Annotated in this window: 25 protein-coding genes; 21 read left to right on the plus strand and 4 right to left on the minus strand. The window is 41.8% G+C overall.

Features of this window, described 5'->3' with window-relative positions; all coding sequences use genetic code 11:
* Positions 1 to 228 precede the first annotated feature (228 nt).
* The 3 genes from R3O62_RS17875 (at position 229) to R3O62_RS17885 (ending at position 4981) form a co-directional block, all read left to right on the plus strand.
* On the plus strand, positions 229 to 1632 hold the full coding sequence (locus tag R3O62_RS17875; protein ID WP_317472603.1) for an undecaprenyl-phosphate glucose phosphotransferase: 1404 nt from the start codon (positions 229 to 231) through the stop codon (positions 1630 to 1632).
* Between the two features lie 141 nt (positions 1633 to 1773).
* Complete coding sequence (locus tag R3O62_RS17880) at positions 1774 to 2562, plus strand: polysaccharide biosynthesis/export family protein (RefSeq protein WP_044301522.1); 789 nt, start codon at positions 1774 to 1776, stop codon at positions 2560 to 2562.
* 13 nt (positions 2563 to 2575) lie between these two features.
* Positions 2576 to 4981, plus strand: a complete 2406-nt coding sequence (locus R3O62_RS17885) for a GumC family protein (RefSeq protein WP_269110447.1) — start codon at positions 2576 to 2578, stop codon at positions 4979 to 4981.
* A gap of 125 nt (positions 4982 to 5106) precedes the next feature.
* On the opposite strand, the gene R3O62_RS17890 is transcribed toward R3O62_RS17885, so the two are convergent.
* The gene (locus tag R3O62_RS17890) at positions 5107 to 5556 is read right to left on the minus strand and encodes an N-acetylmuramoyl-L-alanine amidase (RefSeq protein ID WP_005806817.1); all 450 of its coding nucleotides are present in this window, start codon (positions 5554 to 5556) and stop codon (positions 5107 to 5109) included.
* Positions 5557 to 5779: 223 nt separating this feature from the next.
* Positions 5780 to 6226, minus strand: a complete 447-nt coding sequence (locus tag R3O62_RS17895) for an HU family DNA-binding protein (protein WP_005779870.1) — start codon at positions 6224 to 6226, stop codon at positions 5780 to 5782.
* A 190-nt stretch (positions 6227 to 6416) separates the two neighbouring features.
* On the opposite strand from R3O62_RS17895, the gene R3O62_RS17900 reads away from it, so the two are divergent.
* The gene (locus tag R3O62_RS17900; protein WP_005779872.1) at positions 6417 to 6665 is read left to right on the plus strand and encodes a DUF4248 domain-containing protein; all 249 of its coding nucleotides are present in this window, start codon (positions 6417 to 6419) and stop codon (positions 6663 to 6665) included.
* Positions 6666 to 6928: 263 nt separating this feature from the next.
* On the opposite strand, the gene R3O62_RS17905 is transcribed toward R3O62_RS17900, so the two are convergent.
* Together R3O62_RS17905 and R3O62_RS17910 are read right to left on the minus strand one after the other, a co-directional pair.
* On the minus strand, positions 6929 to 9292 hold the full coding sequence (locus tag R3O62_RS17905; RefSeq protein ID WP_269110446.1) for a DUF3987 domain-containing protein: 2364 nt from the start codon (positions 9290 to 9292) through the stop codon (positions 6929 to 6931).
* A 224-nt stretch (positions 9293 to 9516) separates the two neighbouring features.
* Positions 9517 to 9669, minus strand: coding sequence for a hypothetical protein (locus tag R3O62_RS17910; RefSeq protein WP_164932435.1), 153 nt, complete (start codon positions 9667 to 9669; stop codon positions 9517 to 9519).
* Between the two features lie 280 nt (positions 9670 to 9949).
* Here R3O62_RS17910 and R3O62_RS17915 point away from each other — a divergent pair, with 280 nt between their 5' ends.
* The 17 genes from R3O62_RS17915 to R3O62_RS17995 all read left to right on the plus strand — a co-directional run bounded on the left by R3O62_RS17915 (position 9950) and on the right by R3O62_RS17995 (position 26652).
* Positions 9950 to 10468 (plus strand): UpxY family transcription antiterminator, encoded by a 519-nt coding sequence (locus R3O62_RS17915; RefSeq protein ID WP_269098467.1) that lies wholly within the window; start codon positions 9950 to 9952, stop codon positions 10466 to 10468.
* A gap of 57 nt (positions 10469 to 10525) precedes the next feature.
* Positions 10526 to 12055 carry an oligosaccharide flippase family protein gene (locus R3O62_RS17920; RefSeq protein ID WP_269110444.1) on the plus strand — a complete coding sequence of 510 codons (1530 nt, stop codon included), beginning with the start codon at positions 10526 to 10528 and terminating at the stop codon, positions 12053 to 12055.
* Positions 12056 to 12128: 73 nt separating this feature from the next.
* Entirely contained in the window at positions 12129 to 13220 is a 1092-nt protein-coding gene (locus R3O62_RS17925) for an acyltransferase family protein (protein ID WP_005806827.1), read from the plus strand.
* The gene (locus R3O62_RS17930; RefSeq protein ID WP_269110443.1) at positions 13177 to 14010 is read left to right on the plus strand and encodes a hypothetical protein; all 834 of its coding nucleotides are present in this window, start codon (positions 13177 to 13179) and stop codon (positions 14008 to 14010) included. Before R3O62_RS17925 ends, R3O62_RS17930 begins: the two co-directional genes overlap by 44 nt.
* A complete protein-coding gene (locus tag R3O62_RS17935; protein ID WP_269110442.1) occupies positions 14007 to 15005 on the plus strand; it encodes a hypothetical protein in 999 nt (332 codons plus the stop codon). The genes R3O62_RS17930 and R3O62_RS17935 overlap by 4 nt, the downstream gene beginning before the upstream one ends.
* Positions 15002 to 15991 (plus strand): hypothetical protein, encoded by a 990-nt coding sequence (locus tag R3O62_RS17940; RefSeq protein ID WP_269110441.1) that lies wholly within the window; start codon positions 15002 to 15004, stop codon positions 15989 to 15991. Before R3O62_RS17935 ends, R3O62_RS17940 begins: the two co-directional genes overlap by 4 nt.
* A gap of 105 nt (positions 15992 to 16096) precedes the next feature.
* Positions 16097 to 16714 carry an acyltransferase gene (locus R3O62_RS17945; protein ID WP_269110440.1) on the plus strand — a complete coding sequence of 206 codons (618 nt, stop codon included), beginning with the start codon at positions 16097 to 16099 and terminating at the stop codon, positions 16712 to 16714.
* 5 nt (positions 16715 to 16719) lie between these two features.
* Positions 16720 to 18012 (plus strand): hypothetical protein, encoded by a 1293-nt coding sequence (locus R3O62_RS17950; protein ID WP_005806838.1) that lies wholly within the window; start codon positions 16720 to 16722, stop codon positions 18010 to 18012.
* 9 nt (positions 18013 to 18021) lie between these two features.
* Positions 18022 to 19131, plus strand: a complete 1110-nt coding sequence (locus R3O62_RS17955; RefSeq protein ID WP_269110439.1) for a glycosyltransferase — start codon at positions 18022 to 18024, stop codon at positions 19129 to 19131.
* Positions 19128 to 19949 (plus strand): glycosyltransferase family 2 protein, encoded by an 822-nt coding sequence (locus R3O62_RS17960; RefSeq protein ID WP_005806842.1) that lies wholly within the window; start codon positions 19128 to 19130, stop codon positions 19947 to 19949. The genes R3O62_RS17955 and R3O62_RS17960 overlap by 4 nt, the downstream gene beginning before the upstream one ends.
* Positions 19940 to 20800 carry a hypothetical protein gene (locus R3O62_RS17965; RefSeq protein ID WP_005806844.1) on the plus strand — a complete coding sequence of 287 codons (861 nt, stop codon included), beginning with the start codon at positions 19940 to 19942 and terminating at the stop codon, positions 20798 to 20800. Before R3O62_RS17960 ends, R3O62_RS17965 begins: the two co-directional genes overlap by 10 nt.
* Before the next feature lie 12 nt (positions 20801 to 20812).
* Positions 20813 to 22126 carry a UDP-glucose dehydrogenase family protein gene (locus R3O62_RS17970; protein WP_269110438.1) on the plus strand — a complete coding sequence of 438 codons (1314 nt, stop codon included), beginning with the start codon at positions 20813 to 20815 and terminating at the stop codon, positions 22124 to 22126.
* On the plus strand, positions 22123 to 23220 hold the full coding sequence (locus R3O62_RS17975; protein WP_269110437.1) for a glycosyltransferase: 1098 nt from the start codon (positions 22123 to 22125) through the stop codon (positions 23218 to 23220). Before R3O62_RS17970 ends, R3O62_RS17975 begins: the two co-directional genes overlap by 4 nt.
* Positions 23217 to 23783, plus strand: coding sequence for an acyltransferase (locus R3O62_RS17980; RefSeq protein ID WP_269110436.1), 567 nt, complete (start codon positions 23217 to 23219; stop codon positions 23781 to 23783). The genes R3O62_RS17975 and R3O62_RS17980 overlap by 4 nt, the downstream gene beginning before the upstream one ends.
* A gap of 19 nt (positions 23784 to 23802) precedes the next feature.
* Complete coding sequence (locus tag R3O62_RS17985) at positions 23803 to 25035, plus strand: glycosyltransferase family 4 protein (RefSeq protein ID WP_269110435.1); 1233 nt, start codon at positions 23803 to 23805, stop codon at positions 25033 to 25035.
* Between the two features lie 183 nt (positions 25036 to 25218).
* On the plus strand, positions 25219 to 25938 hold the full coding sequence (locus tag R3O62_RS17990) for a WecB/TagA/CpsF family glycosyltransferase (protein ID WP_193683976.1): 720 nt from the start codon (positions 25219 to 25221) through the stop codon (positions 25936 to 25938).
* 9 nt (positions 25939 to 25947) lie between these two features.
* Complete coding sequence (locus R3O62_RS17995) at positions 25948 to 26652, plus strand: YjbH domain-containing protein (protein WP_032530464.1); 705 nt, start codon at positions 25948 to 25950, stop codon at positions 26650 to 26652.

The following is a 26652-nucleotide window of genomic DNA, read 5'->3' on the forward strand; positions in this document are numbered from 1 at the left end:
GCGATAATTTTACATCGTAGTTATATAAGCTACCCCCTCTTTTATGTTTAGTTAACCTCTCCAAGCCATATTTTATATCTTTTCGTTATTCTGCATTCTATTACCTAATAAGTAAGGGATCGCTTTGTTCTATTACCTAATAAGTAAGGGAACAAATTGTAATGCACACAGCAAGATGATAGTGGATCAAGCACTGACAACTATTACATACACTCCTATAGATACATTATGAAACAGGTATTGCGGTTTAATAAAGTTATAAAAAGGATAGTATTCGCCGGAGATTTAATTCTCTTGAATGGTATCTTTCTATCTCTGTACGCACTCTTAGGAAGTAAATTCTTTGCAGATCCATTTACCCACTCACTTCCACAGGTTTTAGTATTACTCAACTTATGCTATCTGGTTAGCAACATGTCATCGGGCGTCATACTGCATCGCCGCGTAGTACGTCCCGAACAAATTGTATGGCGCGCCATACGCAACAGCGCCGGACACGCCCTATTCTTCTCCTGCGCCCTCACCTTTGGAAACTTCGGTATCCTCTCCGCACGTTTCTTCCTGATATTCTATCTCACGTTCACCACGCTGTTAGTCTGCTACCGTCTGCTGTTTCGCAGACTCCTGAAATGCTACCGCAAGCATGGAGGAAACTCCCGCAGCATCATTCTCGTGGGCAGCAACAGCAATATCATCGAACTGTATCATCAAATGATGGACGATGTCACTTCCGGATTTCGTGTCATCGGATACTTCGACGACCAGCCCGGCAGCCGCTTTCCCGAAAAAGTGAAATACCTGGGACAACCCGGCAAGATTGTGGATTATCTGAAACGGGGAGGAATCGAACAAGTCTATTGCTGCCTGCCATCCGCCCGCAGCGAAGAGATACTCCCCATCATCGATTATTGTGAGAATCACCTGATACGCTTCTTCAGCGTCCCCAACGTACGCAGTTATCTTAAACGCCGGATGTACTTCGAGCTTCTGGGCAACGTGCCCGTACTCTGCATCCGTCAGGAGCCTCTCAGTTTCACCGAAAACCGCTTCAGGAAGCGTACGTTCGATATCGTTTTCTCCCTGCTGTTCCTGTGCACGCTCTTCCCCGTTATCTATATCATCGTCGGACTGACCATCAAAATCACCTCACCGGGCCCCATCTTCTTCAAGCAGAAGCGAAGCGGAGAAGACGGACGCGAGTTCTGGTGCTACAAGTTCCGCTCCATGAAAGTAAACGCACAGAGCGACACCCTGCAAGCCACCTTGCACGATCCGCGTAAAACCCGATTCGGCAACTTCCTGCGTAAAAGCAGCATCGACGAACTGCCGCAGTTCATCAACGTACTGTTGGGCGACATGTCGGTAGTGGGCCCCCGCCCTCACATGCTGAAACATACGGAGCAATACTCACAACTGATCAACAAATACATGGTCCGCCATTTTGTGAAGCCGGGTGTCACCGGCTGGGCGCAAGTCACCGGCTTTCGTGGAGAAACCCACGAGCTGTGGCAAATGGAAGGCCGCGTGCAACGGGACATCTGGTATATAGAGCACTGGACCTTCATGCTCGATTTATATATAATATATAAAACTGTAAGAAATGCGTTAGAAGGAGAAAAAGAAGCTTATTAAAACAAAGAGTTCACCACGGATTACACAGATTAACACAGAATCTTAAACCTTAAATATCAAGGGGATAATCTGTTAATCTGTGTTAATCCGCGTAATCTGTGGTGAGCCACCCCATATAGTAATATTCTAAAATTAAGATAAATGACAAAAAGACTACTTTTTTTTACGTTAACCTGTATCCTGCTGGCTTCCTGCCAGTCCTACAAGAAAGTGCCTTATTTGCAAGACTCGGGAGAGGTGCAGCGTGCCGTTGCGGAAGCCAAGCTTTATGATGCACGCATCATGCCGAAGGACCTGCTCACCATCGTCGTGTCCTGCACCGACCCCGAACTGGCTGAACCGTTCAACCTCACCGTAGCGACTCCCATCAGCGCCGCGCAGAGCAGCCTGACCAGCCAGCCGGCACTCCAGCAATACCTGGTAGACAACCGGGGCAATATCGAATTTCCGATACTGGGCACCCTGCACATCGGCGGGCTGACCAAAAGCGAGGCGGAAACACTGATCAAAGGGAAGTTAAGCGACTATATCAAAGAATCGCCCATCGTCACCGTCCGTATGGCCAATTATAAGATCTCTGTCATCGGCGAAGTAAACGCTCCCGGAACTTTCACCATCAGCAACGAAAAGGTCAACCTCTTCGAAGCCCTTGCCATGGCAGGCGACATGACCGTGTACGGATTGCGCGACAACGTCCGCCTGATCCGCGAGGACGCCGACGGACACCAGCACATCATCACGCTGGACATGAACCGGGCAGATATCGTCCAATCGCCCTACTACTACCTGCAACAGAACGACATCCTGTATGTCACACCCAATAAGACCAAGGCAAAAACAGCCGACATCAGCACCAGCACCACCATCTGGTTCTCCGTGGTAGGCACGCTTGTGTCGCTTGCCAGTTTAATCATTACAATCGCCAAATAAAGAAACCCCGAAAATGAAAGAAGACTTATACGACGATCTATACGAAGAAAAAGAAGAGAAAATAGACTTCCACGCCATGCTGTTCCGCTACATCATCCGGTGGCCCTGGTTCGTGGCTTCGATCATCCTCTGCCTGGCGGGAGCATGGTTATACCTCCGGCAGACCACTCCGGTCTACAACATCTCGGCCTCCGTAGTCATCAAGGACGATAAGAAAGGGGGCAACAGTGGAGGAAACCTCACCGCGCTCGAAGGCCTGGGTCTGGTCAGCTCGGTATCGAACATCGACAACGAGATTGAAATACTACGTTCCAAAACGCTGGTCAAGCATGTGGTCAGCGAACTGAACCTCTACACCACCTATACAGCCAAAGGCAGTTTCAACGAAACGGAACTTTATAAAAATTCGCCGGTACTGGTGGGACTCACTCCGCAAGAAGCGGACAAGTTAGCAGCGCCGGCCGTGTTCGAACTCACCCTGTCGCCCGGCAACCGGCTCGACGTGAAAGCTACCATCGGAGAGAGCTCCTACAGTAAAAAGTTCTCCAAGCTGCCGGCCCTGCTCACTACTCCCGCAGGCACGTTCACGTTTACGCTTGCCCACGACTCCGTCACCGTCAAAGAACCGCAGACGCTCACCGCCGTCGTAAGCAATCCCCTGTGGACAGCCAAAGGCTATGCGGGAGCACTCAGTGTAGAACCGACGTCCAAAACCACCTCTATCGTCATCGTCTCTTTAAAGAACACCAACAAGCGCCGTGGCGAGGACTTCATCAACCGGCTGATCGAAGTCTACAACCGGAACACCAACAACGACAAGAACGAGGTGGCGGAGAAAACGGAAGAGTTCATCGCCGGACGCATCCGCATCATCAACGACGAGCTGTTCAGTACCGAAAAGGAATTGGAAAACTTCAAACGGGATGCCGGACTGACCGACCTGGCAAGCGATGCCCAACTGGCCGTCAGCGAAAACTCCGCCTACGAGAAACAGCGGGTGGAGAACGGCACCCAGCTCAACCTGGTACGCTACTTAGCCGAATATATCTCCGCTCCGGACAAGCTCAACACCGTGTTGCCCGTCAACGTCGGCCTGACCGACCAGTCCCTGTCCACCCTTATCAGCCAGTATAACGAAATGGTGCTCCAACGCAACCGCCTGCTGCTCAATTCTTCGGAAACCAACCCGGTGATCGTGAATCTGGATACCAGCATCCGTGCCATGCGCGAAAACATCCTGACCACCATCCACAGCGTTCAGAAAGGTTTGCTGATCACCAAAGCCGACCTCGACCGGCAGGCCAACAAGTTCAACCGCCGCATCAGCAATGCTCCCGCCCAGGAACGCCAGCTTGTCAGTATCTCGCGCCAGCAGGAAATCAAAGCCGGACTCTACCTGATGCTGCTCCAGAAACGGGAAGAAAACTCCATCGCGCTGGCTGCCACTGCCAATAATGCCAAAATCGTAGACGAAGCCATGGCCGACAACGGTCCCGTCTCACCCAAGACAAAGACGGTCTACATGATCGCGCTCCTGATTGGGATAGGCATCCCCGTAGCCGTCATCTACGTCATGGGCCTGCTCCAGTTCCGCATAGAAGGACGGGCGGACGTGGAGAAACTGACTTCCGTCCCTATCATCGGGGACATCCCCCTGGCGGAAGAGGGAGAAGGGAAGCAGGGAAGCATCGCCGTCCGCGAAAACGAAAACGACCTGATGGCGGAAACCTTCCGGGGCATCCGCACCAACCTGCAATTCATGCTGGGCGAAGAGAACAAAGTGGTCCTGGTCACCTCCACCATCAGCGGCGAAGGAAAAACATTCGTAGCCACCAACCTTGCCATCAGCCTCTCGCTGCTCGGCAAGAAAGTAGTCATCGTGGGACTCGACATCCGCAAGCCGGGACTGAACAAAGTATTCTCCCTTTCGCACAAAGAGAAAGGAATCACTCAATACCTGGCCAATCCGCAGCATACCGACCTGCTGTCTATGGTGCAGCCCTCGGAGATATCACCCAACCTGAGTATCCTCCCCGGTGGAACAGTCCCGCCCAACCCCACCGAGCTGCTGGCACGCCAGGCTTTGGTGCAGGCCATCGATATTCTGAAAAGGCACTTCGACTACGTGATACTCGACACCGCCCCCATCGGGCTGGTCACCGACACACAGATCATCGCACGGGTAGCCGACCTCTCCGTTTATGTATGCCGTGCCGACTATACGCATAAAGCCGACTATACCCTGCTCGAGGATCTTCGTCTGGGCAACAAACTTCCGAACCTGTGTACCGTCATCAACGGGCTCGACATGAAAAAACGGAAATACGGTTATTACTATGGATACGGAAAATACGGACGCTACTACGGGTACGGCAAAAAGTACGGCTATGGATATGGTTACGGCCAAAAACACACTTAGACATCTCTATGATTTTATAAAATATGAAGAATTAATTATTTGTTACACTTATGCCATGAAAGCCAAACCGCTATAAGAGTTAATTAAATTAACTTTTATAGCGGTTCAATTTCCATTTTAAAACATCAATGTAATTTTTTATCATCAATCACATTAAAACACGGACACTGCTTTATCCATTCCTCGGGCTCGATCTCCCCATTGGCGTTCAAGTCCGGACTCAGATCCCGGTGGCCACACACACGGCTGCCGGGGTACTGTTTTAGCAGAGTCTTCACCAACACCCGCATCGAATGCACCTGCCACTCCGTCCGGGTATCCTTGGGACGTCCCCTCGCATCCAGCCCTCCTTCATAACAGATACCGATACTCGTCGCATTGTGCCCTTTGGCATGCGCCCCTATTTTCTCTACCGGACGAGTGGACACAATCCGCCCGTCCTTGCGGATATAGAAGTGATACCCCGGCCCGTTGAAGCCACGCCTGCGATGGCAGACATCCAGATCGAACTCCGTAAAGCACCGGTCTTCCCTCGTTGCGGAGCAATGAATCACGATTAAGTCGATTTTCCTCATACCCCCTCCTTCACTTTTCGACATTCCTCCCGCTGAGAAACATCAGGAACGCGATCACCCATTCCAAGATTCTTTGTAACTTCTTCATCGTTGTTTTGCTATATTAAGTTGTTTTACGTTTTCACCACAGATTTCACAGATTATCACAGATTTAAATATGAAAATCAATTGCAGAAAAAATAAATTCTTCATCTGTGATAATCTGTGAAATCTGTGGTGAAAATCATGCCGTCGGGTCATCCACAATCCCCCCGTCGCCGTCGCCCTTTTGCGCCGCCCGGGTGCTCACCTTGCTGAAGCTGAGCGTCTTCATCGCATCCGCCAGCACAGGCCCCGGACGGAAGTTCACCCTCGCCTTGCTGATATTCGCCGCTTTGAAATCCTCCGGCTTTTCAGCTCCCTTGCTTCTCAGGCCCACCTGAAACGTGCCGATATTGCCCAGCCGTACAATCTCTCCCCTCGACAGCCCGTCTACCATTTCATCCTCCAGCGCCTTCAGCACCGCCACTACATCCGCCGAGTGCACCGTACAGGCCTTTTCCACCCGGGTCGAGATCTCGTCCAGACCCACATCGCCACTCGCCTGCGCCTGGGCATAATACTTGGCGGGATCATCCTTCTTCTGCATGTTCTTGCGCGCTACTACCGAATACGTAACTTCTTTACTCATAATCGTACTTTTTTTTAGAGTTAAACATCTGTTTTTCAATCACATTTCAAAGATACGACAACCTCGATGCGCCAATGACAAGGAAAGAGCGCCGATGACAAAGTTTGACGAAAAAAGAGTATAAAAACACGCTGCATTCCGGGTATTTTTTCGTATATTTACGGTAGATAACAATCAGATAATCAAAACCATGAACCAAAGAAAAGAAGAAGACACAACCGAAGCCGATTTCATTATCCGCTCGTACACCAAAGCCGAACTTGCACAACTTTACTGCCCGGGCCTCGATCCGGTGCTCGCCCTGCAGAAACTCTACCGCTGGATGCGTAAAAACACTGCCCTGACCCGGGCACTGTCCGAAGTCAATTACAACAAATACCGCCACAGCTTCCTCAAGCGCGAAGTCGGGCTGATAGTGCATTACCTGGGAGAGCCTTGAACTCACCACAGAGAACGCAGAGGACACAGAGTTTTAATTTAAACACCTGTTCCGGGGAAAATAAATTTTTCCTCTATGAACTCTGTGTCCTCTGTGGTGAAAAACGTGAAAAAGACTTAGACGTTTCCCTCGAAACATCCAAGTCTTTTAGTAGAAACTCTTAAGTCTTTTCAGAAAAGGCTTAAGAGTTTTTTCATACATTCGCCTCCCCCCTATCCTTTTTGAGAAGGTTCAAAGGCTCAAGGCTCACTCTACAAGCATCATTACGCCCACTTGCGGTGAGTCTTACGATATTTTCCATCCTCTTTCACAACGAGTTCCAAGTCTACAGTCTTCTTAAAAAGCCTCTTGGCAGTGGACTGGGGAATTCCCATTTTCACCGCCTTTTCTACCATCTCGGCGAAGGTAAAAGTTCCTGAAAAAGATTGTAATACCGGCCGTAACCTGAAATAAGGCTTCAGAGGTTTGGAGTTCGTTTCACTCTTCTGCACACTGGTAGACAGCAGCAAGCTATGCTCCAGGAGCACATCCGTCATCAGCATGGCAGTATGGAAATCTTCGTCCGAACACACATACTGCGGCATCGCCCAGGCACACTCCCCCTTGCGGAGAGCAGTGAGCACACCCGCTATCCGACTTGCCATCAATCCGTGACGCAGCACGATCGCCCCGGGCGAATCATCCCGCTCGTTCACCACCTCAGACAGGTGAGAGGAGAAACGAGACGTATGCTCCTCCCATTGCACAGCCGTAAACGTGACCTCCGTGGGAGACTGAAGCAAGAACAGGTGTAACTCCAACAGCCTGTGACTCAGACGGGCAAACACCGATTGATGATCTTCACCCCCTGCCCGGGGAGCGGCCGAACGCCAACACCAATCACTCTGTCCGGTATAGATCAGAAAACGGCTGTACAATCCACTCTCCAACGAAGGTATGAAACGCGCCAACTGATTCGGAGTACCGGCGAAACACAATGCCAAGCGTGGATGGTGGGCTACCACCTGGCGCCCGTTCACCTTAAAATCGGCCGAAACCACCTCGTGCTGAAAAGCCGCCCGAAACACGTCATCATGCTTTCCGTACTCATTGCGGATAGCTCCCGACACCATGTCCAGCTCCGTAGCGTTGATGCAGCACCCTAACTTGCCACTCTCCTCCAATGCACTGATCAGCAAACTCTTCGACACATTGGGCGAAAGTGTCAGCAATTTACGGGCAGGCTCTTTGGGACGCAGCGAAAAGTCCGGCGAACGCTTCTCCGCCTGCGCCTTTTTCAGCTCCAGCTCCCACTCGAAGAAAGCCTTATCATACACCAGACGCATATCCTCGTTCTGCTTCTCATAATACCGGTGAATCTCTCCGGGCAATATGCCGGCAAGCGACACCACCCCCTTTCCGCCTCCGGCATGGGCAATCACCATGTAATACAGGTGCGGCGAGTAGTACACCTGATCATACAAAACACGCACCTCGGGCAGACAAGCGCTGATGTTGGCAACCATCGCCGTCAGCAACATGTCACGCTCCCGATAGCTGCCCGCCACCTTTACTCCCTCCGCAAGCACCTCGGGCAGATGCTCGAACACCTCTTCGGGAAAGTAAGGCGCCTGTCGTCTGTAAGCTTCACTTTTTCCGAACAAGAGATCTTCCAAATCATCCCCCTCCTCTTCCCCGTGAGGGGTATAAAGTGAGCCTTGAGCCTTTGAGCCCTTTTCTTCCCCGACAGCGTCCGCCTTTCTGACAGAAGCATACTGATAACCAGAGAATAACGTTTTCTCAATCTCTCCGCTTCCGAAATCAGCCTGCGCGTATTTCTCAACCACTGTTTTTTGCAACAGCCGCATTTCCTCCGGCGAAAAACCTTTATACCGGGCATAACGTCCCAACTTCAACATAAACGCATGACGCCCTCCCGTCGCAAACGGATTCCGGACATCAAAATCATTCAGGAAAGCCTGCATAAAGCCATTCCCCGCTTCGGGAGCGACGCCTGCCGGACGAGCTCCGTCCACCGCCTGCGCAGGATACTCCCCTTCCGCCTGCGGCAGTCCGTCCGCCTGCTCCCTCCACGGAAACACCTCTGCAGCGGGATTATAATACGCCTCCGGATCATACGAAGCGTAACATGCCCGTCCTAAATCACGGCACGACATATCGCAAGGATGCCCCAACACGCGCTCCAACTCACGGGCGACGACAGGATAAGCCGCCGCGTATTGCCCGGCATTCTCCGCATCGATGCGCACAATCAGCTTCAACCCCTCACCCGAGATACTGACAAAGGCCTCCACCACATAAGGCAGCGCCTTGGCCTTCTCCTTCATCCCGGACAGTTTCTCCGGACAGTGGTCAAAGTCGAACAGTGCCAGTCCGCTCAGCCGGCTCACCTGGTTCGCCGCATGTCCGCCCCGGCACCTGCCGGCTACCACCACTGCATTCAGGGCACCCTTCAGCTTCTTGGCTTCCTCGGCCATCCCCGTCTGCATCCACCGCCGATACGACTCGGCAAGCACCTTCCAGCGTGCTCCCCTGAGGTCATTATGAAACTCTTCCAACGAAATCTCTTCCGCCTTCTTTTCCCACACATGGAGGAAAAAGGAAATTGTAAACTCTCTCTTTTTCATTGAGTATTAAATTTTAATGTTTTTAATCCCGATCCGCCGCCAAGCGCACAAAGCAAAACCCTTTCCACTCCGCATCCTCTGCAATGAACCATGATGCAAAAGAACAACAAACTTTTTACACTTCCGAATGTTAAAACCGCCGTAAAAGTCTCTTCGGAAAGCCTCCACACCTACCCACACGCCACTTTCACCGTCCGCCTCCCGGCTCTTTTTAACGCCCGAATTTATTTTCTCACCTCCCGCTTCCGCTCCTGATCCTTCACCGTGTTACTCAGGAAACGACACAACCGTTTCATCTCCCGCATCTCCTCCCTCGAGAGCGGTTTGGGAAGCTCACGCACCAAGGCAAACACCTGTCCGGACAGTTCTCTAAGCAATCCATTCGAGTTCTTTAACTTGTAGTTTTTTTTCCATAATCATTAAATTTAAAACATATGTTAATTATTAAAACTCACAAAAGTACAATCCAAAGATTAAAAATTCATTATTTTTTCTATTTTAATGAACAATTTATTGCATTTAGTAAATTTATATCTATCTTTGCAGCAAAATCAAACGTAAGATTCGGTTTACCCAAGCAGACAACTGTGACAGGTAACCGCGTAGCGTATCCGGGAGCGCCCCTCCCACTTTCTCAAACCATACTCCCCAACCGACATGAAATCCTGGCTTGCCGCCTACGTCCGTCTCTATCACGAAAAGAAAACCCGTGACCGCCTGACGGCAATGGGCATCGAAAGTTTCCTGCCCGTGCAGGAAGAAATCCATCAATGGAGCGACCGCCGCAAAAAGATAGAGCGCGTGGTCATCCCGATGATGATCTTCGTACACGTCGATCCGGCAGAACGTGCCGAAGTGTTGACCCTTTCGTCCGTCAGCCGCTACATGGTGCTGCGCGGCGAAAGTACTCCCGCCGTCATCCCCGACGAGCAGATGGAACGTTTCCGCTTCATGCTCGACTACTCCGAAGAAGCTATCGAAGTGTGCTCCTCCCCCCTCGCCCCCGGCGAACAGGTGCGAGTGATCAAAGGTCCGCTCGCCGGACTGGAAGGCGAGCTGGTGACCATCGACGGCAAAAGCAAGGTGGCGGTAAGGCTGGATATGCTGGGCTGCGCCCATGTGGATATGCCGGTGGGGTTCGTGGAGAGAGTGGGAAAGATGGAGGCGGTGAGATGAAGGATATCAATAAATAAAAAACGATAAGATACAATAAGCCACGCTATAAAACGATCTATGAGTTCTACCGCCAACCGTGTCGTAAAAAACACAGGATTCCTTTATGCCAAGATGGGCATCACGATGTTCATCTCACTATATACCACCCGACTGATTCTGAATTCACTGGGAGCAGCCGATTTCGGTATATTCAATATCGTAGGTGGAGCCATAGCCATGCTGGGATTCCTGAACGCAGCGATGGCCGGAGCCACGCAGAGGTTTATGTCCTATTCGGAAGGGGAAGGAAACAAGAAAAAACAGAAAAGTATATTCAACATCAGCATCCTACTGCATTTTTTTATAGCATTGGCTGCGGGAATTGCGCTGCTGATCGCCGGATATTTTTTCTTCAACGGCATTCTGAATATTCCAGCGGACCGGATTTTTGCCGCAAAGGTAGTATATGGCTGTCTAATAGTCAGCACCATGTTTACGGTGATGTCCGTTCCTTATGACGCAGTGCTCAATGCCCACGAAAACATGAAATACTATGCGATCGTAGGAATCATCGAATCATTACTGAAGTTGTCAGTAGCACTTATCGTTGTTTATACTTTCTCAGACAAACTGATTGTTTATGGCGTTTTGATGGCATGCATACCACTGATCACGCTGACCATAATGCGAATATATTGCCACAAACATTATACGGAATGCACGATTGCACCCAAGAAATACTGGGACAAGACGATGATGAAAGAAATGACAAGCTTTGCAGGGTGGAACTTTTCAGGAACAATAGCAAGTTTAATAGGTAATTACGGAAATGGTATATTGATCAATCACTTTTTTGGAGTCGCATTAAATGCAGCTATGGGAATTGGCAACCAATTAAACGGACAACTATCAATATTCTCCAACAACATGCTAAAGGCTTTAACCCCAATAATTGTGAAAAAAGAAGGTGCAAGAGATAGGCAAGGCATGTTACAATACTCTTTCATTGGATGTAAACTATCTTTTGCGTTACTGGCTTTTTTCGCCATACCATGTGTAATTGAGACTCCTTTTATCCTTAAAATTTGGCTTAAAAATGTACCAGAATGGACTATACTTTTTTTTCGTTTACAACTTCTACGCACACTCTTAGAACAATTAACCATAAGTTTAGGAACCACATTATCAGCAGAAGGACATATCAAAGAAATGAACATTATTTCGTTTTTCACAAATTTATTGCCTCTAATTATTTTATGGTTTCTTTTTAGTATAGGTTTTCCACCTTATTGGCTATACATAGTAGCTATTCTTTCAATGGTTGTATTACCCAGCATAGCAAAGCTCTATTACTGCAAAAAATATTGTAATCTCAAAATCAAAACATATTGGAATATTGTGTTATTTCCATCTGTAATATGCGCCCTAATAGCATTCATGGCAGGATACATACCGTCAATACTATTAACAGACTGGAGCGCATTAGTGTGCTCTACCGCTTGTTCTTTCAGCACTTTTACATTATGTTTCTACTTTATAGTTTTATCTAAAGACGAACAAGAGAAACTAGTAACTATGATCAAGAAGATTACCCCTCGAAAGTACTGATAATACAGCATACTTTCAAATCAGGCCTCAAAATAAAAAATTTCTAGCACTGACAAGAATGTGTAATAAAACTATGTTTGGGACGCTTACAAAAAACTCAAGAGACTCCGGTTTCGAATCCTTGCGAATCTTATCCATATTATTAATCCTCACAATGCATACAGCATCCATTGTCTGGAAAGGAGATGTAATCCCCTTTAATGCTTATATAATAAGCATAATAGGAAGCATTGGAAACATTGGAGTAACTTGCTTTATATTGATTTCAGGATATTTTGGAATTAAATTAAAATGGAATAAATTATTGCAATTAATTATACTCACTACCGGTTATGAAACTTTATCCTATGTATTACGAGAGCATATAGGATATGAAAGCGGAATTCAAGGACTCTTAACCTCAATTTTAGTAATTCCATTATATAAAAACTGGTTCATCACTTGCTATCTAATACTAATGTTATTATCTCCCTATATTAATAATTATACAATAAAATGTTCACATACAAACTTCAAAAAGCTATTACTCACCTCTTTTATAGTCCTATCCATCATCCCCACAATATTTAATAATCCATATTATACAATTGTAACAAGTGGAGGTAAATGTTTTATCTATTTTTTATTTATATATCTAATAGGACGATATATAAAACTTCACCATGACAAAATTTTCTCTCGAAAACAAACTGTTGGATGTTTCATATCAATGACACTTCTTATTAATCTACTAAACTTCATTATAGGATACATTTTTCATAAACGATGTACCATTTATTCTATGGATTGCAGCCCTTTTATTCTAATATCTGCCATATCCATATTTTATTTATTCAAATCATTTACCTTCAAGTCCAATATCATCAATTACATATCTTCCAGCATTATAGCAGTTTACCTACTTGATAGCACTCGATTGCTTTGGGACTATTACGTTTTCAAGTTAGCGAATCATGCAAACAGTTACTATATGATAGTATATCTTGCGATGGAAGTCTTTATAACTTTTACAGCAAGTATATTCATAGATAAAATACGCCTCTATTTTTTGGGTAAGATAGAGCAAAAACTTATTCAACGTACAATAAACCTGAGTATAATATTATATAAAAGATTCAATTATGCAAAACATAAACTACTCCATTCTCATAAATACCTGCGATAAATTCGATGATTGCTGGGATCCATTCTTCAAATTATGGTCTTTGTACTGGACCGACTGTTCCGGAAGAATCTACTTAAATACAGAGTACAAAGACTACTCCTATCCCGAGCTAGATATAACAGCTGTAAAAGGTTGCGAAAGACATCATATACCTAAAGAGAAACGCGCAACCTGGAGTCAATGCCTAAAGTGGGCATTGGAAACAATGGATACCGACATTATACTCTATATGCAGGAAGACTACTTCTTGAAAGATACAGTTAAAAATGAAATTATTGAAGAATATATCTCATTAATGGAAAAAGCAAAGGACATTGATTGCATACAATTAACCGATCAAGCCGTAAAAGCTGTTTCATCTACCCCATACAAACATCTGTATTCCGTAGACATGCATCATTGGAGTGTAATCTCTTGCCAAGCTTCTCTATGGAAAAGAACGAAATTACTAGAATTAATACGTGATTACGAAAGCGCTTGGAACTTCGAATGGTGGGGATCGAAAAGAGCCAGAATATTACAGCATAAATATTATGTAGTCGACCCCAATCAAGTAATACTAGACAAGTTTGAAATAATACCATATATTTTCACTGGAGTAGTCGGAGGGAAATGGTATAAACCGGTCGTCGAACTATTTAAGAAGCACAATATTGAAATGGACTATACCCATAGAGGTTTTTTCGAACGAAAGCCCTTATCATTGAAAGAAAAGCTATACAAAAAAATCGTACGACTCCCCATAGAACTAAGAAGTTCTATCGATTTAATGAGACTTAAAGTAAAATGACCATTAAAACATTCATATTCAAAGCAAAATACCGCCTGTGGAATGACTTGGTAAAGCTAACCCATAGCACCCCCATATATCCATTCATCCATCGTTCTTATTGGCATTATTTGCTACATAGCAAACAAAGCTATGCTCCCACTCACGATATGTACTTTGCTGCACGACCCAACCCGGGAGCAGGCATCGGACATCAAATGGCCAACTGGATAGCCGGTTATTGGTGGAGCAAACAATTAAACTTAAATTTTGCCCACATGCCATTTTCCACTTCGCAATGGGATGATTTCTTAGGCTTCGGGCACAACGAAATCAGTGTGAAAGAGCTTCAAAGAAGAGGTTTTAAACTCAGACGCCTCCCCCATTTCTTTGAGAACGATAAAGCGTCCATATCTTTTATTAAAAAGATAATAGCATCTTACAATGGACAGAAAGTTATATTTTGGCCTCCGCAAGACCATTCTTATACTGCACAATATGAAGTGATGGAAGATCTAAAACAAAAATTTCATCATGCTCCTGCAAGAGAACATGAACAATTGATCTATGATAAACAGTCCTTTAATATAGCCATTCACGTTCGTAGGGGGGATATAATGAATGACCCTCAGAATCCCAACTTAATCATGCGCTTCTTAAGCAATGATTATTTTGAAAAAGTACTGAAGCAAGTAACAGAGAATTTAAATGTCAACAAGTCCGTCGATATTTATTTCTTTTCACAAGGAAAGCCTGAAGACTATCCCGAATTTGCGCATTATCCCAATCTTCATTGGTGCATGGACATGAATGCACAAGATTCATTTCTTCACATGGTATATGCCGACTTATTAATAACAAGCAAAAGTTCATTCTCCTATAAACCAGCTTTATTAAATCAAGGAATAAAAGTCTGTCCACGCAATTTTTGGCATGGGTATCCTGATTCATCGGATTGGATACTGGTTGAAAATGACGGAACATTTAATACTGCATTACTCAAACAAGCATTATGAATACAATTTCAATCTATCTCCTGAAAGCTCTTCGAAAATTATACGGAAAAGCATTTCGGATTCCAGAAAAGCCAGTCCTCACTTATGAAAAGAATCCAGAAAAAGCCTCAAGGATGATTTCAGAACTTTTATTGAATGACAAGCCATGCATGATCGCCCGCTTCGGAAGTACGGAGTTAGCGACAATCACAAACTATATAGGAGTGATCAATAAAAGAAAAAATATATTGAAATATATTCAAGGAATAGAACCTGAATGGTGGTGGAACCCTAATATAATGGAGCAAATGCAAAAATGGAGCGGTTTCTTTCCTCCTACACAACAGAATATAGAACGATTCTGTCAAATGATAATAAATGACACACAAGATGTTGATTTATTGGGTTGTTGGATAAAAGGAGAATCTATCTTAAACAATAAATTAGCAAACGCACAGTTCATCCATTTACGTTTCTTAGAACCTTTTTGGTCCTCTTCACCTTGGACACAAACTCTAAAAAACAAGAAAGTTCTAGTAATCCATCCCTTCGCGAAATTAATAGAAGAACAATACAAAAATAAAAGAACTTACATTTTTGACAACAGCCAAATACTCCCCGAATTCGAATTACAGACAATTCCTGCAGTACAAAGCTTGGGAGGTGAACACAATAAATTCCAGAACTGGTTTGAAGCATTAGAGTGGATGAAAGATGAAATAAATAAACGGAATTATGATATTTGCCTGATTGGCTGTGGAGCCTATGGTTTCCCGTTAGCTGCTCATGTAAAACGTATGGGGAAAAAGGCAGTACACTTAGGAGGGGCATTACAGCTACTATTCGGCATACGGGGTAAAAGATGGGAGGACCCCAATTACGGAGTAAAAGCATGGGGTATACCTTATGGAAGTTACACTTCATTAATAAATGATTTTTGGGTACGTCCTGGAGAAGCAAACAAGCCCCGCAATGCAGATCAAGTTGAAGGAGCATGCTATTGGTAATACCGACAATAAAATTGTAATATGAGATTCTAAAAAATGAAAAATATAATAATAAAAATCATATCTTATTATACTTGTCTTTACATTCGATTCTTTAAGAGATATATGCAGACATACAAAAGCATTTTATTTCTAACAAAGATAGCAGGTTCCTCAGAAAACCACATTAAAATAAAAAACTCATCTATAAAAAACAGTAATATATCAATAACTGGTAAATATAATATTATCGATATAAAAGGACAATTGTGGAGAAGCTGCATAATGATTACAGGTAATAACAATTGTATAGAAATATCCCCCAATGTGATATTAAACTTCTCAAAAATTATAATAAGGGGAGACAATTGTATTGTCAAAATAGGTCAAGGAAGTTCTTTTGGCAGTTCATATATGATATGCATGGGAAAACAGAATTCCATTGATATTGGAGAACATTGTATGTTTGGCGAAAATATAGAAATTTGGAATTCTGATTCCCATCCGATATTCGATACTGAACATCAGATAATCAATCCATCAATACCTATTAAAATAGGTAATCATGTATGGGGAGGAAAAGGTTGTAAAATACTAAAAGGAGTCAATATTGGAGATAATGCGATCATCGGAATGGATACATTAGTAACTAAAGATATAGCCCCCAATACATTAAATGTGGGAATACCCGCACACTGCATAAGAAAGAATGTAAATTGGGATCGTTGTTTTATCACAATATAAGAACTATGATTTATTTAGTAAGAAAGATTCTCCCCTATAGTCTCATTATAATTACAATAACAGGATTAGCATTCTCATTGCCAATTCCAATCCCACTAGCTACAGTATGGATATGCAATTTATTAATTTGCATTATTTACATAAAAGCCAAGTCATTATTTCCCCAAACAGACAAAGCTTTTATCCTGATTTACTTTTATTTCTTATGGAATATCTTTACATTTACTAGAGGAATGTTCATAGCTGAAAATTATTGGGATTGGAAAATGTTATTGAATAATGGATTTCAAATGCTTATACCTATTTTTTGCTTTACATTTTCTAACCCGAAAATTTTATCTAGATTACTAAATAAATGGATGAAATATTCATTATATATATTCCCTGTCTTTTTGATATTATCGTTAAACACAGATACTCCCGGACGATATTTATCATTTTTTTATCTATACATAATATGCATCTCTACATTACCTAAAAAATGGAAATTGATAATAATAGTCATTAGTACTTTTTCAATATTTTATGATATAGATGCACGTAGTAATGGCATTAGAGTAATAGCTTGCCTCGGAATCTCACTTATGATCTTTTGGAAATATAAAAGGAATATAATATTAAAAATACTACAGCCATCTTTAATGATATTACCTATTATTCTTTTTTATTTAGCAGCGGCCAATACTTTCAATATCTTTAAAATATCGGATTACATCGGCAATATCGAAAGCAAGGGAAATAACCTAACAGCAGATACTCGGACTGGACTATACGACGAGGTTATACAGTCTTCCATAAAAAACAAGTATATTATATTAGGCAGAACTCCTGCTAAAGGCTATGAATCAAACCTCTTCAGTTTAGATGATATTAAATTCAAACAAATTGGAATTAGAAGTATAGAAAGATATGGATGTGAGGTATCTATATTGAACATTTATCATCAATCGGGTTTGATTGGCATAATACTTTATTTTTCTATTTTTTTCTATGCAAGTTTTATAGCGATTTATAGATCTAACAACATTTTCATAAAATTGATAGGCATATTTATTGCTTTTAGATGGAGTTATAGCTGGGTTGAAGATTTCAATATCTTTGACATAAACTACACTACACTCTGGATGTTGATCGCAATGTGTTTTTCTAAAAATTATCGGATAATGAGTAATAAACAATTTCGTTTATGGATATTAAGTAGTTTACCTTTTGGGGTAAACAAAACCCCAAGACTTCTTTTCAGAAAATCAGATAAAATCATCAAATCTTCACAAAGAAACAATACATTAATTTATTAAATAGATCTTATGAAAGTTATTCATATATTAAACGAATTAAAATTCTCGGGTGCTGAAATTATGTATGTAGATGCAGCCCCGGTTTTTCAATATTTAGACTGCGAACTATCAGTAGTGAATACCGCTGCAAGTCTTGGAGAATATGCCTCCTATTTTAAAAATATAGGTTACAAAGTATTTCATAAACCATGTCCTAAGGGTGTTATACAAAAAATAAAGTATTATGCAGAATTCGTATCTTTCCTTAAAAAAGAGAACTATGATATAGTACATATCCATAGATCAGACATGAAATGGACAATGTCATATTGCGCTCAAAAGGCAGGGTGTAAAGCTATATATACATTTCATAGTGTTTTCAAGTCACACTGGTATTCCTACCCATTACATTGGTGGCTCAGATGGAGTGCTAAAAACATCTTTAAATGTACATTCCAAACTATCAGTGATTCCGTATATAATAATGAGAAAAGCTATTATCATAATAAAACTATCAAGATATATAACTGGTACGGTAGCAATCGCTTTTTTTCAGCCAGAGAAGGAGAAAAAGAAAAATTCAGAAAACAATTGGATATTGCCTCAAAGGCTCTGGTCTTGATATCCGTAGGTGGATGCAGTACCATAAAACGACATACAGATATCATTAAGGCATTACCCGAAATAACCCAAAAGTATCCTGATGCGGTTTATTTACATTTAGGAGATGGCAAAACACTGAAAGAAGAAAAAGAGTTAGCACAGCAACTGGATGTTTCATCCCATATTCGCTTTTGTGGAAACCAGAGTGATATTAGGAAATATTTAATAGCATCTGATATCTATTTAATGACCAGTAAATTTGAAGGCATCTCTTTAACTACAATAGAAGCAATGGCATGTCGTATACCGACTATCCTCTATGATGTGCCAGGATTACACGACTTTAACCAAGAGCAAGAATGTTCCATATTAATAAAAGAAGATTACCATTTATTGGCGCAAACAGTATTGTCTCTGTTTAACGATCCAGCGAAGCGGCAAAACATAACGGATAACGGAGTAAAATTAGTACACCGAAAATATGATATGCAAACCAACGCTACAGAAATATTCAAACTTTACACAAAAGGGAAATGAAATCAATAGCGGTCCTACTCACCGTCTTTAACCGGAAAGAGAAAACACTCCAATGCCTTGGCAATCTTTACAAACAACTCCCTATCCAAGGATATAGCGTTGACATCTATCTAACCAATGACGGATGTACAGACGGTACACCGGAAGCTGTCGCACAAGAATTCCCTGAAGTAAACATAATCCATTCGAAAGGAAATTTGTTTTGGAACCGGGGAATGTACACAGCTTGGGAAGAAGCAGCTAAAAGAAAAAAGTATGACTATTATTTATGGCTTAATGATGATACATTCTTATTCGACAACACATTAAATAAGCTATTGCTCCATAGTAAGCAAACCAATCAACAAGCAATAATTGTAGCTTCAATATGCTCCTCACAAAGGAATGAAACGACCTATAGCGGCCACACCTCAAAAGGGAAAATAACTCCTAATGGTAACCTACAGGAATGCGAAACATTCAATGGAAACTGTGTTCTTATTCCTGCAATGATTTTCAATAAGATAGGAAATCTGGATTGGACCTTCCGCCATGCCATAGGTGACTTAGATTACGGATACAGAGCGCGAAAAGCAGGGTTTAAAATATATGTGTCAACCGAGTATTTAGGTATATGTGACCTGAATCCCCACTTGCCGGCATGGGCACGAAAAGAAGTCCCATTGGTACAACGTATCAAAAATTTATATTCCCCATTGGGATATGCCGAACCGATCCCTTTCTTCCATTTTGAGAAAAGAAATTTCGGTTTATCTACAGCACTGAAGCATTTTATATCTATTCATATCCGAGTTTTATTCCCACAACTATGGAAATAGCCAATCAATCTTGTTTTGTTTTTCAAACAGATTCTAAGATCGTACAAGACGTATACCGCAACCAGCCAAACTATTTAATAGAATACAATACACTGTATAGGGATAGGGATTATTGCGCTGTCTATTTTTGCAGCAATGATATCTATTATCCGAATACAGAAGAGATTTTCAAGAAAAGAATTATTGAGAAGAACTTCTTCGAATGGTACGGTTCACGCATAAAAAGAGCGTACAAACATATCTTCATACGAGATGTATTCAAACAATGGTATTTGGCAGGAATCAATTCAAACATAAACACTCCGGAAAAGCTAATCGAATTTCTAAGAAAAGAAACCGAAGGATATCATACCGTGATGTTAGGAAGCTCTGCCGGAGCATACGCCGCCATCTTATATGGCTCCATACTTCAAACAAAGAAGGTGATCGCATTTAATCCGCAATACGAATTGAAATCGTTATTGAGCCGAAGTTCTGAAAAGATTAATCCTCTTGTTTTCAGACTAGAAAAGAGTGGCAAAAACAAATATTTCGATATCATCCCATTTCTTAATCCGCATACCGATATTTATTATTTCTATTCGAATTGTTCACAATGGGATATTGAACAGCATCAACATATAGCAGATCTAAAAGGGATTTACCAACTACCATTTAAGTCAGCGCATCACGGTATACCATTCCTAAAAGTCGCACTACCAGTTGTTTTAAACTTAAAAGATGAGCGATTAAAAAAGATGCAGAATCATGTTCAACATCCTATTCTTTTTACCATTAAGATGGTAGGAATCCGGAAAACAATCTTAGGAATCATAACACAGATTTATAAAGCATATCAAAAAAGACATTAAACCATTATCAATATGAATATAGCAGTAGTAGGTACAGGCTATGTCGGATTAGTATCCGGCACTTGCTTTGCGGAAATGGGAGTCAACGTGACTTGTGTAGACGTGAACGAAGAAAAAATAACAAGATTATTACAAGGACAAATCCCTATTTATGAGCCGGGGTTAGAGGAGATGGTACTCCGTAATCATCGGGAGGGCAGATTGAATTTCACCACAGATATTACAACATGCCTGGACAATGTGGATGTTGTTTTTAGTGCGGTAGGTACTCCCCCGGACGAAGATGGCAGTGCTGACCTGACCTATGTACTTGAAGTTGCCCGTACAGTGGGCCGGAGTATGAAGAAGTACCTGATACTTGTTACCAAATCGACCGTACCCGTCGGTACTGCAAAGAAAGTCAAGGCAGCCATTCAGGAAGAACTGGATAAGAGAGGAGTAGAAATAGAATTTGATGTGGCTTCGAATCCGGAATTCCTGAAAGAAGGTGCTGCTATCAAAGACTTTATGAGTCCCGACCGGGTAGTGGTGGGCGTAGAATCAGAAAGGGCCAGAGAGCTTATGAGTAAACTCTACAAGCCATTTATGATGAACAATTATCGGATTATCTTTACTGATATTCCTTCGGCAGAAATGATAAAATACGCGGCAAACTCAATGCTGGCCACACGTATCAGTTTCATGAATGATATCGCAAACCTATGCGAAGTGATGGGTGCGGATGTGAACATGGTGCGTAAAGGCATCGGAGCAGACAGCCGTATCGGAAGTAAATTTCTCTATCCGGGATGTGGATATGGAGGTAGTTGTTTCCCCAAGGATGTAAAAGCATTGATAAAAACGGCCGAAAAAAATGGCTACGAAATGAAAGTGTTGAAAGCTGTGGAAGAAGTAAACGAAAGTCAGAAAAGCATTCTATTTAAAAAACTTTCAGCCTATTATGGAGGAGCTTTAAAAGGAAAAACCATTGCCATCTGGGGATTGGCTTTTAAACCGGAAACAGATGATATGCGTGAAGCTACGGCTTTGGTCACAATTGACGAATTACTCAAAGCAGGATGCAAGGTACGTGTATACGATCCTATAGCAATGGATGAATGCCATCGCCGTATAGGAGAGGCAGTAGAGTATGCCGCAGATATGTATGATGCGATTCTAAACGCAGACGCATTGCTGCTAATAACAGAATGGAAACAGTTCCGTCTGCCAAGCTGGGGTGTATTGCAGAAATCAATGAACAAAACACTAATCATTGACGGACGTAACATATATGATGCGCAAGAAATGAAGAATTTAGGATTTGAATACAGTTGTATCGGACGATGAAAAAAAGCAAAGCATTAGTCTTCTATCAATATCTACCCCCATGGAGAGTAGATATATTCAATGAGATGGGTAAACTCTATGATTTAACTATCGTATTTACAGATGCAGAATGCGAAGGGTTCACATACAATAGACAAGATTTACTAAATAAACTACAGAATATAAATACTGTATTTTTAAATAATGGCTTTAAAATAGGAAATAGACCTGTACGCCTGGGAATATTAAAACTTATAAGAAAGCATAAACCAGATATCGTATTCTCTCATGAATATTCGCCAACAAGTGTATTGGTAGCATTATACAAAAAGTTGAAAATGTGTTCATACAAATACTATATAACAACTTCTGATAATTTAGAGATAGCAAAAGCGGTAAATGGCGCCAAATCCATAGCAAGAAAATTTATTTTAAATAATTCAAATGGAATTATTGTATATAGTCAAAACGTAAAGCAATGGTATCAAAAGAAATTTCCTTTATTACAAGTAGAAGTTTGTCCCAATATACAAAATCCACAATCTTTATTATCCTATCGACCACAATTTGAAATAATAATCAAGCAAAATAAAGAAAAATATAACATACAAGATGAAATAATAATTTTGTATATAGGAAGATTAGTAAAAATTAAAGGGTTAGATCTGTTGCTCAATGCTTTATCTAAAGTTCAAAACAAAAATTTCAAACTTATTATTGTTGGAACCGGAAAAGAAAAAAAAGGTTTAGAAGAACAAGCCAAAATACTTAAAATTGAAGAAAAAGTTGTATTTACTGGATATAGTAATGGTATAGAACTATATGCTTGGTATGATGTCGCAAATTTCTTAATTCTTCCTAGTCTTTATGAACCCTTCGGTGCCGTTGTAAATGAAGCATTAATTTATGGATGCCCAGTAATAGCCAGCCAATATATTGGAGCATTAGACTTTATTAATTCTTCAAATGGCATAGTCTTTAACCCACTTAAAAAAGATGAATTTATTAGGACTCTCAATATAGCTTTTCAAAAATACCCAAAAAGGAAAAGACCGGCAGAGAACCTAATGCCTTGTACTTTTAATGAATATATAAAAGTTTTTCACAAATCATGAAAATAAATTATCACAACATACCAGTAGGAAGAAGTAAATTCAATTTCTTGCTAAGGTATATAATGAACATAATACGCACTTGGTATCTTTTCCACTTTAAATATCCATGGGTAAAATATAATGGTTTCGTAAGAATAATGCCACATACATCTTTCGCCAAAATGGATATATCAATTGGTAACAATGTACAATTTGGAAATTATTGTAATGTGGCTTCTAATGTTAAATTTGGGAATTATATACTTATAGCAGGAAGAGTCTGTTTTATTGGACGAAATGATCATATATTCACTTCTCCAGGAGAATATATTTGGAATGGTGAAAGAGGAAAAGACGGACTTACAATAGTTGAAGATGACGTTTGGATAGGACACAACTCTACCATAATAGCAGGTATCACCATTGGAAAAGGATCCATAATAGCTTCAGGATCGATCGTCAATAAAAACGTTCCACCATGCGAAATATGGGGAGGAGTTCCAGCGAAAAAAATCAGAGATAGATTCTCTAATATCTCAGAAAAAGAATATCATCTTCAATTCCTAAACAGAAATTCATACTAAATTTAGTTCGTTACAAAAAATGTTATCTATATTAATTAATGCCTACGCTTGTTCACCCAATATGGGTAGTGAGCCCGGAATGGCTTGGAATTGGTGTACAAATCTTGCCAAATATTGTGAACTACACATCATCACTGAAGGCGAATTCAAAGACAAGATAGAAGCGACAGTCCCCAGTCTACCTCAAGGGAAGAATATGCATTTTTATTACAATCCAGTATCGGAAAAAGTAAGAAAAATGTGTTGGAATCAAGGAGATTGGCGTTTCTATTATTACTACAAAAAATGGCAAAAAAAGACATTAGAAATAGCTAAAGAGATCGTGGAAAAGTATCCTATAGATATCATTCACCAACTAAACATGGTAGGTTTTAGAGAGCCTGGATATTTATGGAAAATAGAAAAGCCATTTATATGGGGGCCCATTGCAGGTATAGGTAATATACCATATTCATTTTTAAAAGATGCCAAATTGAAATTTAAAATATTTTTCCTGTTAAAGAACCGAATAACACAGCTACAATTACAATATTCTAAAAGAGTCATAGCCGCTCTAAAAAAAGCCAACTATATATTTACAGTTTCTCCTGAAGCTAAAGAAACAATATATAAATATCACAAAATAAAAACATTCCAAATCAATGAGACAGGATGTATATCTCCATGCTTAGAAAAAGCACCCAATAAAAACAAGAATTTTACGATTTTATGGGTTGGACGATTTATTTATACAAAACAATTACAATTAGCACTAGATACAATTGCAAAAATCAAACATTTGGGAAATATCGAATTTCACATTATAGGGCAATCATTCAATTCTCAAGAAAGTATATTCTACAAAAAACATGCAACCCTATTAGGGATAGATCATATGTGTACTTGGCATGGCCTTATACCTCATGATAAAGTCCTCGATATGATGAAAAGAGCTGATCTATTTTTCTTTACCAGTATATTTGAAGCGACTTCCACTGTTATATTAGAAGCTATTGAAAATAGCCTACCAATACTTTGCTTCAATAGATGCGGATTTGGCCCTCTTATAGACTCTTCTATTGGGTATAGGATACCCTTATCTACTCCGCAACAGTCCATCAACGATTTTGCGGAGAAGATAACATATCTATTTAACCATAGAGATGTACTTAAGCAAATGTCTGAAAATTGCAAAGCCCGTCAAGAGGAACTATCGTGGGATAATAAAGCCAAGCAGATGATTAGTCTATATGAAAAAGTATTGTCACAATAACAGAAGGAAAGGCACACCACATGAAAACAATATGCACAGATATCTTTTTTCAATAAAATTTTTCTCTTTATCCGAAAAAGCATACCTTTGCAAAGAAATTCTTACCACATATTCGAAAGCCTGTTCTTCGTGACAGGTAACAGCGTAGCGTACTTATAATCACCCATTCCTTTTTCACAAAACATGTTGAAGCTTAAAACAGTTTCACTCCTGAAGCACAGGAGTGACTTATCGGTATTGCCTGAGGGTAAATTATTGATAAACACGATTAATGCCCATTCATATAATACGGCGCTGAAAGATGCTGAATTTGCAGAAGCCTTGCTTAAAGGCGGAGCACTGATTCCGGACGGGGCAAGCATGGTGCTGGCTTTCAGGTGGCTCCGGAAAGAGAGCATAGAACGTACCGCCGGATGGGATCTTTTTGAATATGAAATGGGACGGTTGAACCGGAAAGGAGGCATCTGCTACTTTCTGGGAAGCAACGGAAATACACTTAAGCTGATTAAAGAAAAAGCTAAAACCATATATCCGAATATTCAGATCAAAGCTTACTCTCCTCCCTACAAACCGGAGTTTACACAAGAAGAAAACCGAATGATGATAGATGCCATAAACGAGGCGAAGCCGGACTTATTATGGATAGGCATGACGGCTCCCAAACAAGAGAAATGGGCGTATGCGCATCTGGATGAACTGGAGGTGAACGGACACATAGGGACCATTGGAGCGGTATTCGACTTCTTTGCGGGTACGGTGGAACGTGCTCCGGTCTGGTGGCAGGAGCACGGGTTGGAATGGCTGTATCGCCTGATCAAAGAGCCTAAACGGATGTGGCGCCGGTATATCATCGGAAATGCCTTGTTCCTATGGAACATCACCAAAGAAAAATTCTCCATATAACATAAATCAATGAGATTAAAAAAAGCAGTATTAACGGTCTGTGTAATGGTGATGGCATCGGGAATCAAGGCACAGTACACCATGGGGACAACGGGGATGATGAACATTCCGACCGCCGAGATGCAGCAGACGGGAACGTTTATGATCGGTGGCAACTACTTGCCCAAAGAACTGAATCCGTTTAAATATAATTCTGGAAACTATTTCGTGAACATCACTTTCTTTTCATTCTTAGAATTGAATTACCGTTGCATCTTGCTGAAAAGTGACTATATGGCTACAAAGCCCAAATTTAATCAGCAGGACAGGTCTTTATCGGTCAGGATACGTCCGCTGAAAGAAGGTAAATATTGGCCGGCAGTAGTCATTGGAAGTAACGACCCGTTCAAAGACAAGGGTACAAATTATTTCGCGTCCGTATACGGAGTGGTTACAAAGAACTTTAGGATAGGCGAACATCGACTGGCAGCGACCGCAGGTTACTATCACCCATTGAGTAAAGACAAGTATATCTTACAGGACGGTATATTCGGCGGCCTCAGCTATACTCCCTCCTTTTGCAAACCACTGTCCGTCATGGCCGAGTATGACTCCGACGGATTTAACGTAGGAGCAGCAGCCAAATTATGGAAACATCTCTCACTGAATGTATTTACCCGGGAGTTTAAATGTATTTCTGCCGGAATACGATATGAATGCGTTTTAATCCATTAA

Origin of the sequence: Bacteroides hominis (assembly GCF_033042785.2) — a bacterium.
Classification (GTDB): domain Bacteria; phylum Bacteroidota; class Bacteroidia; order Bacteroidales; family Bacteroidaceae; genus Bacteroides; species Bacteroides hominis.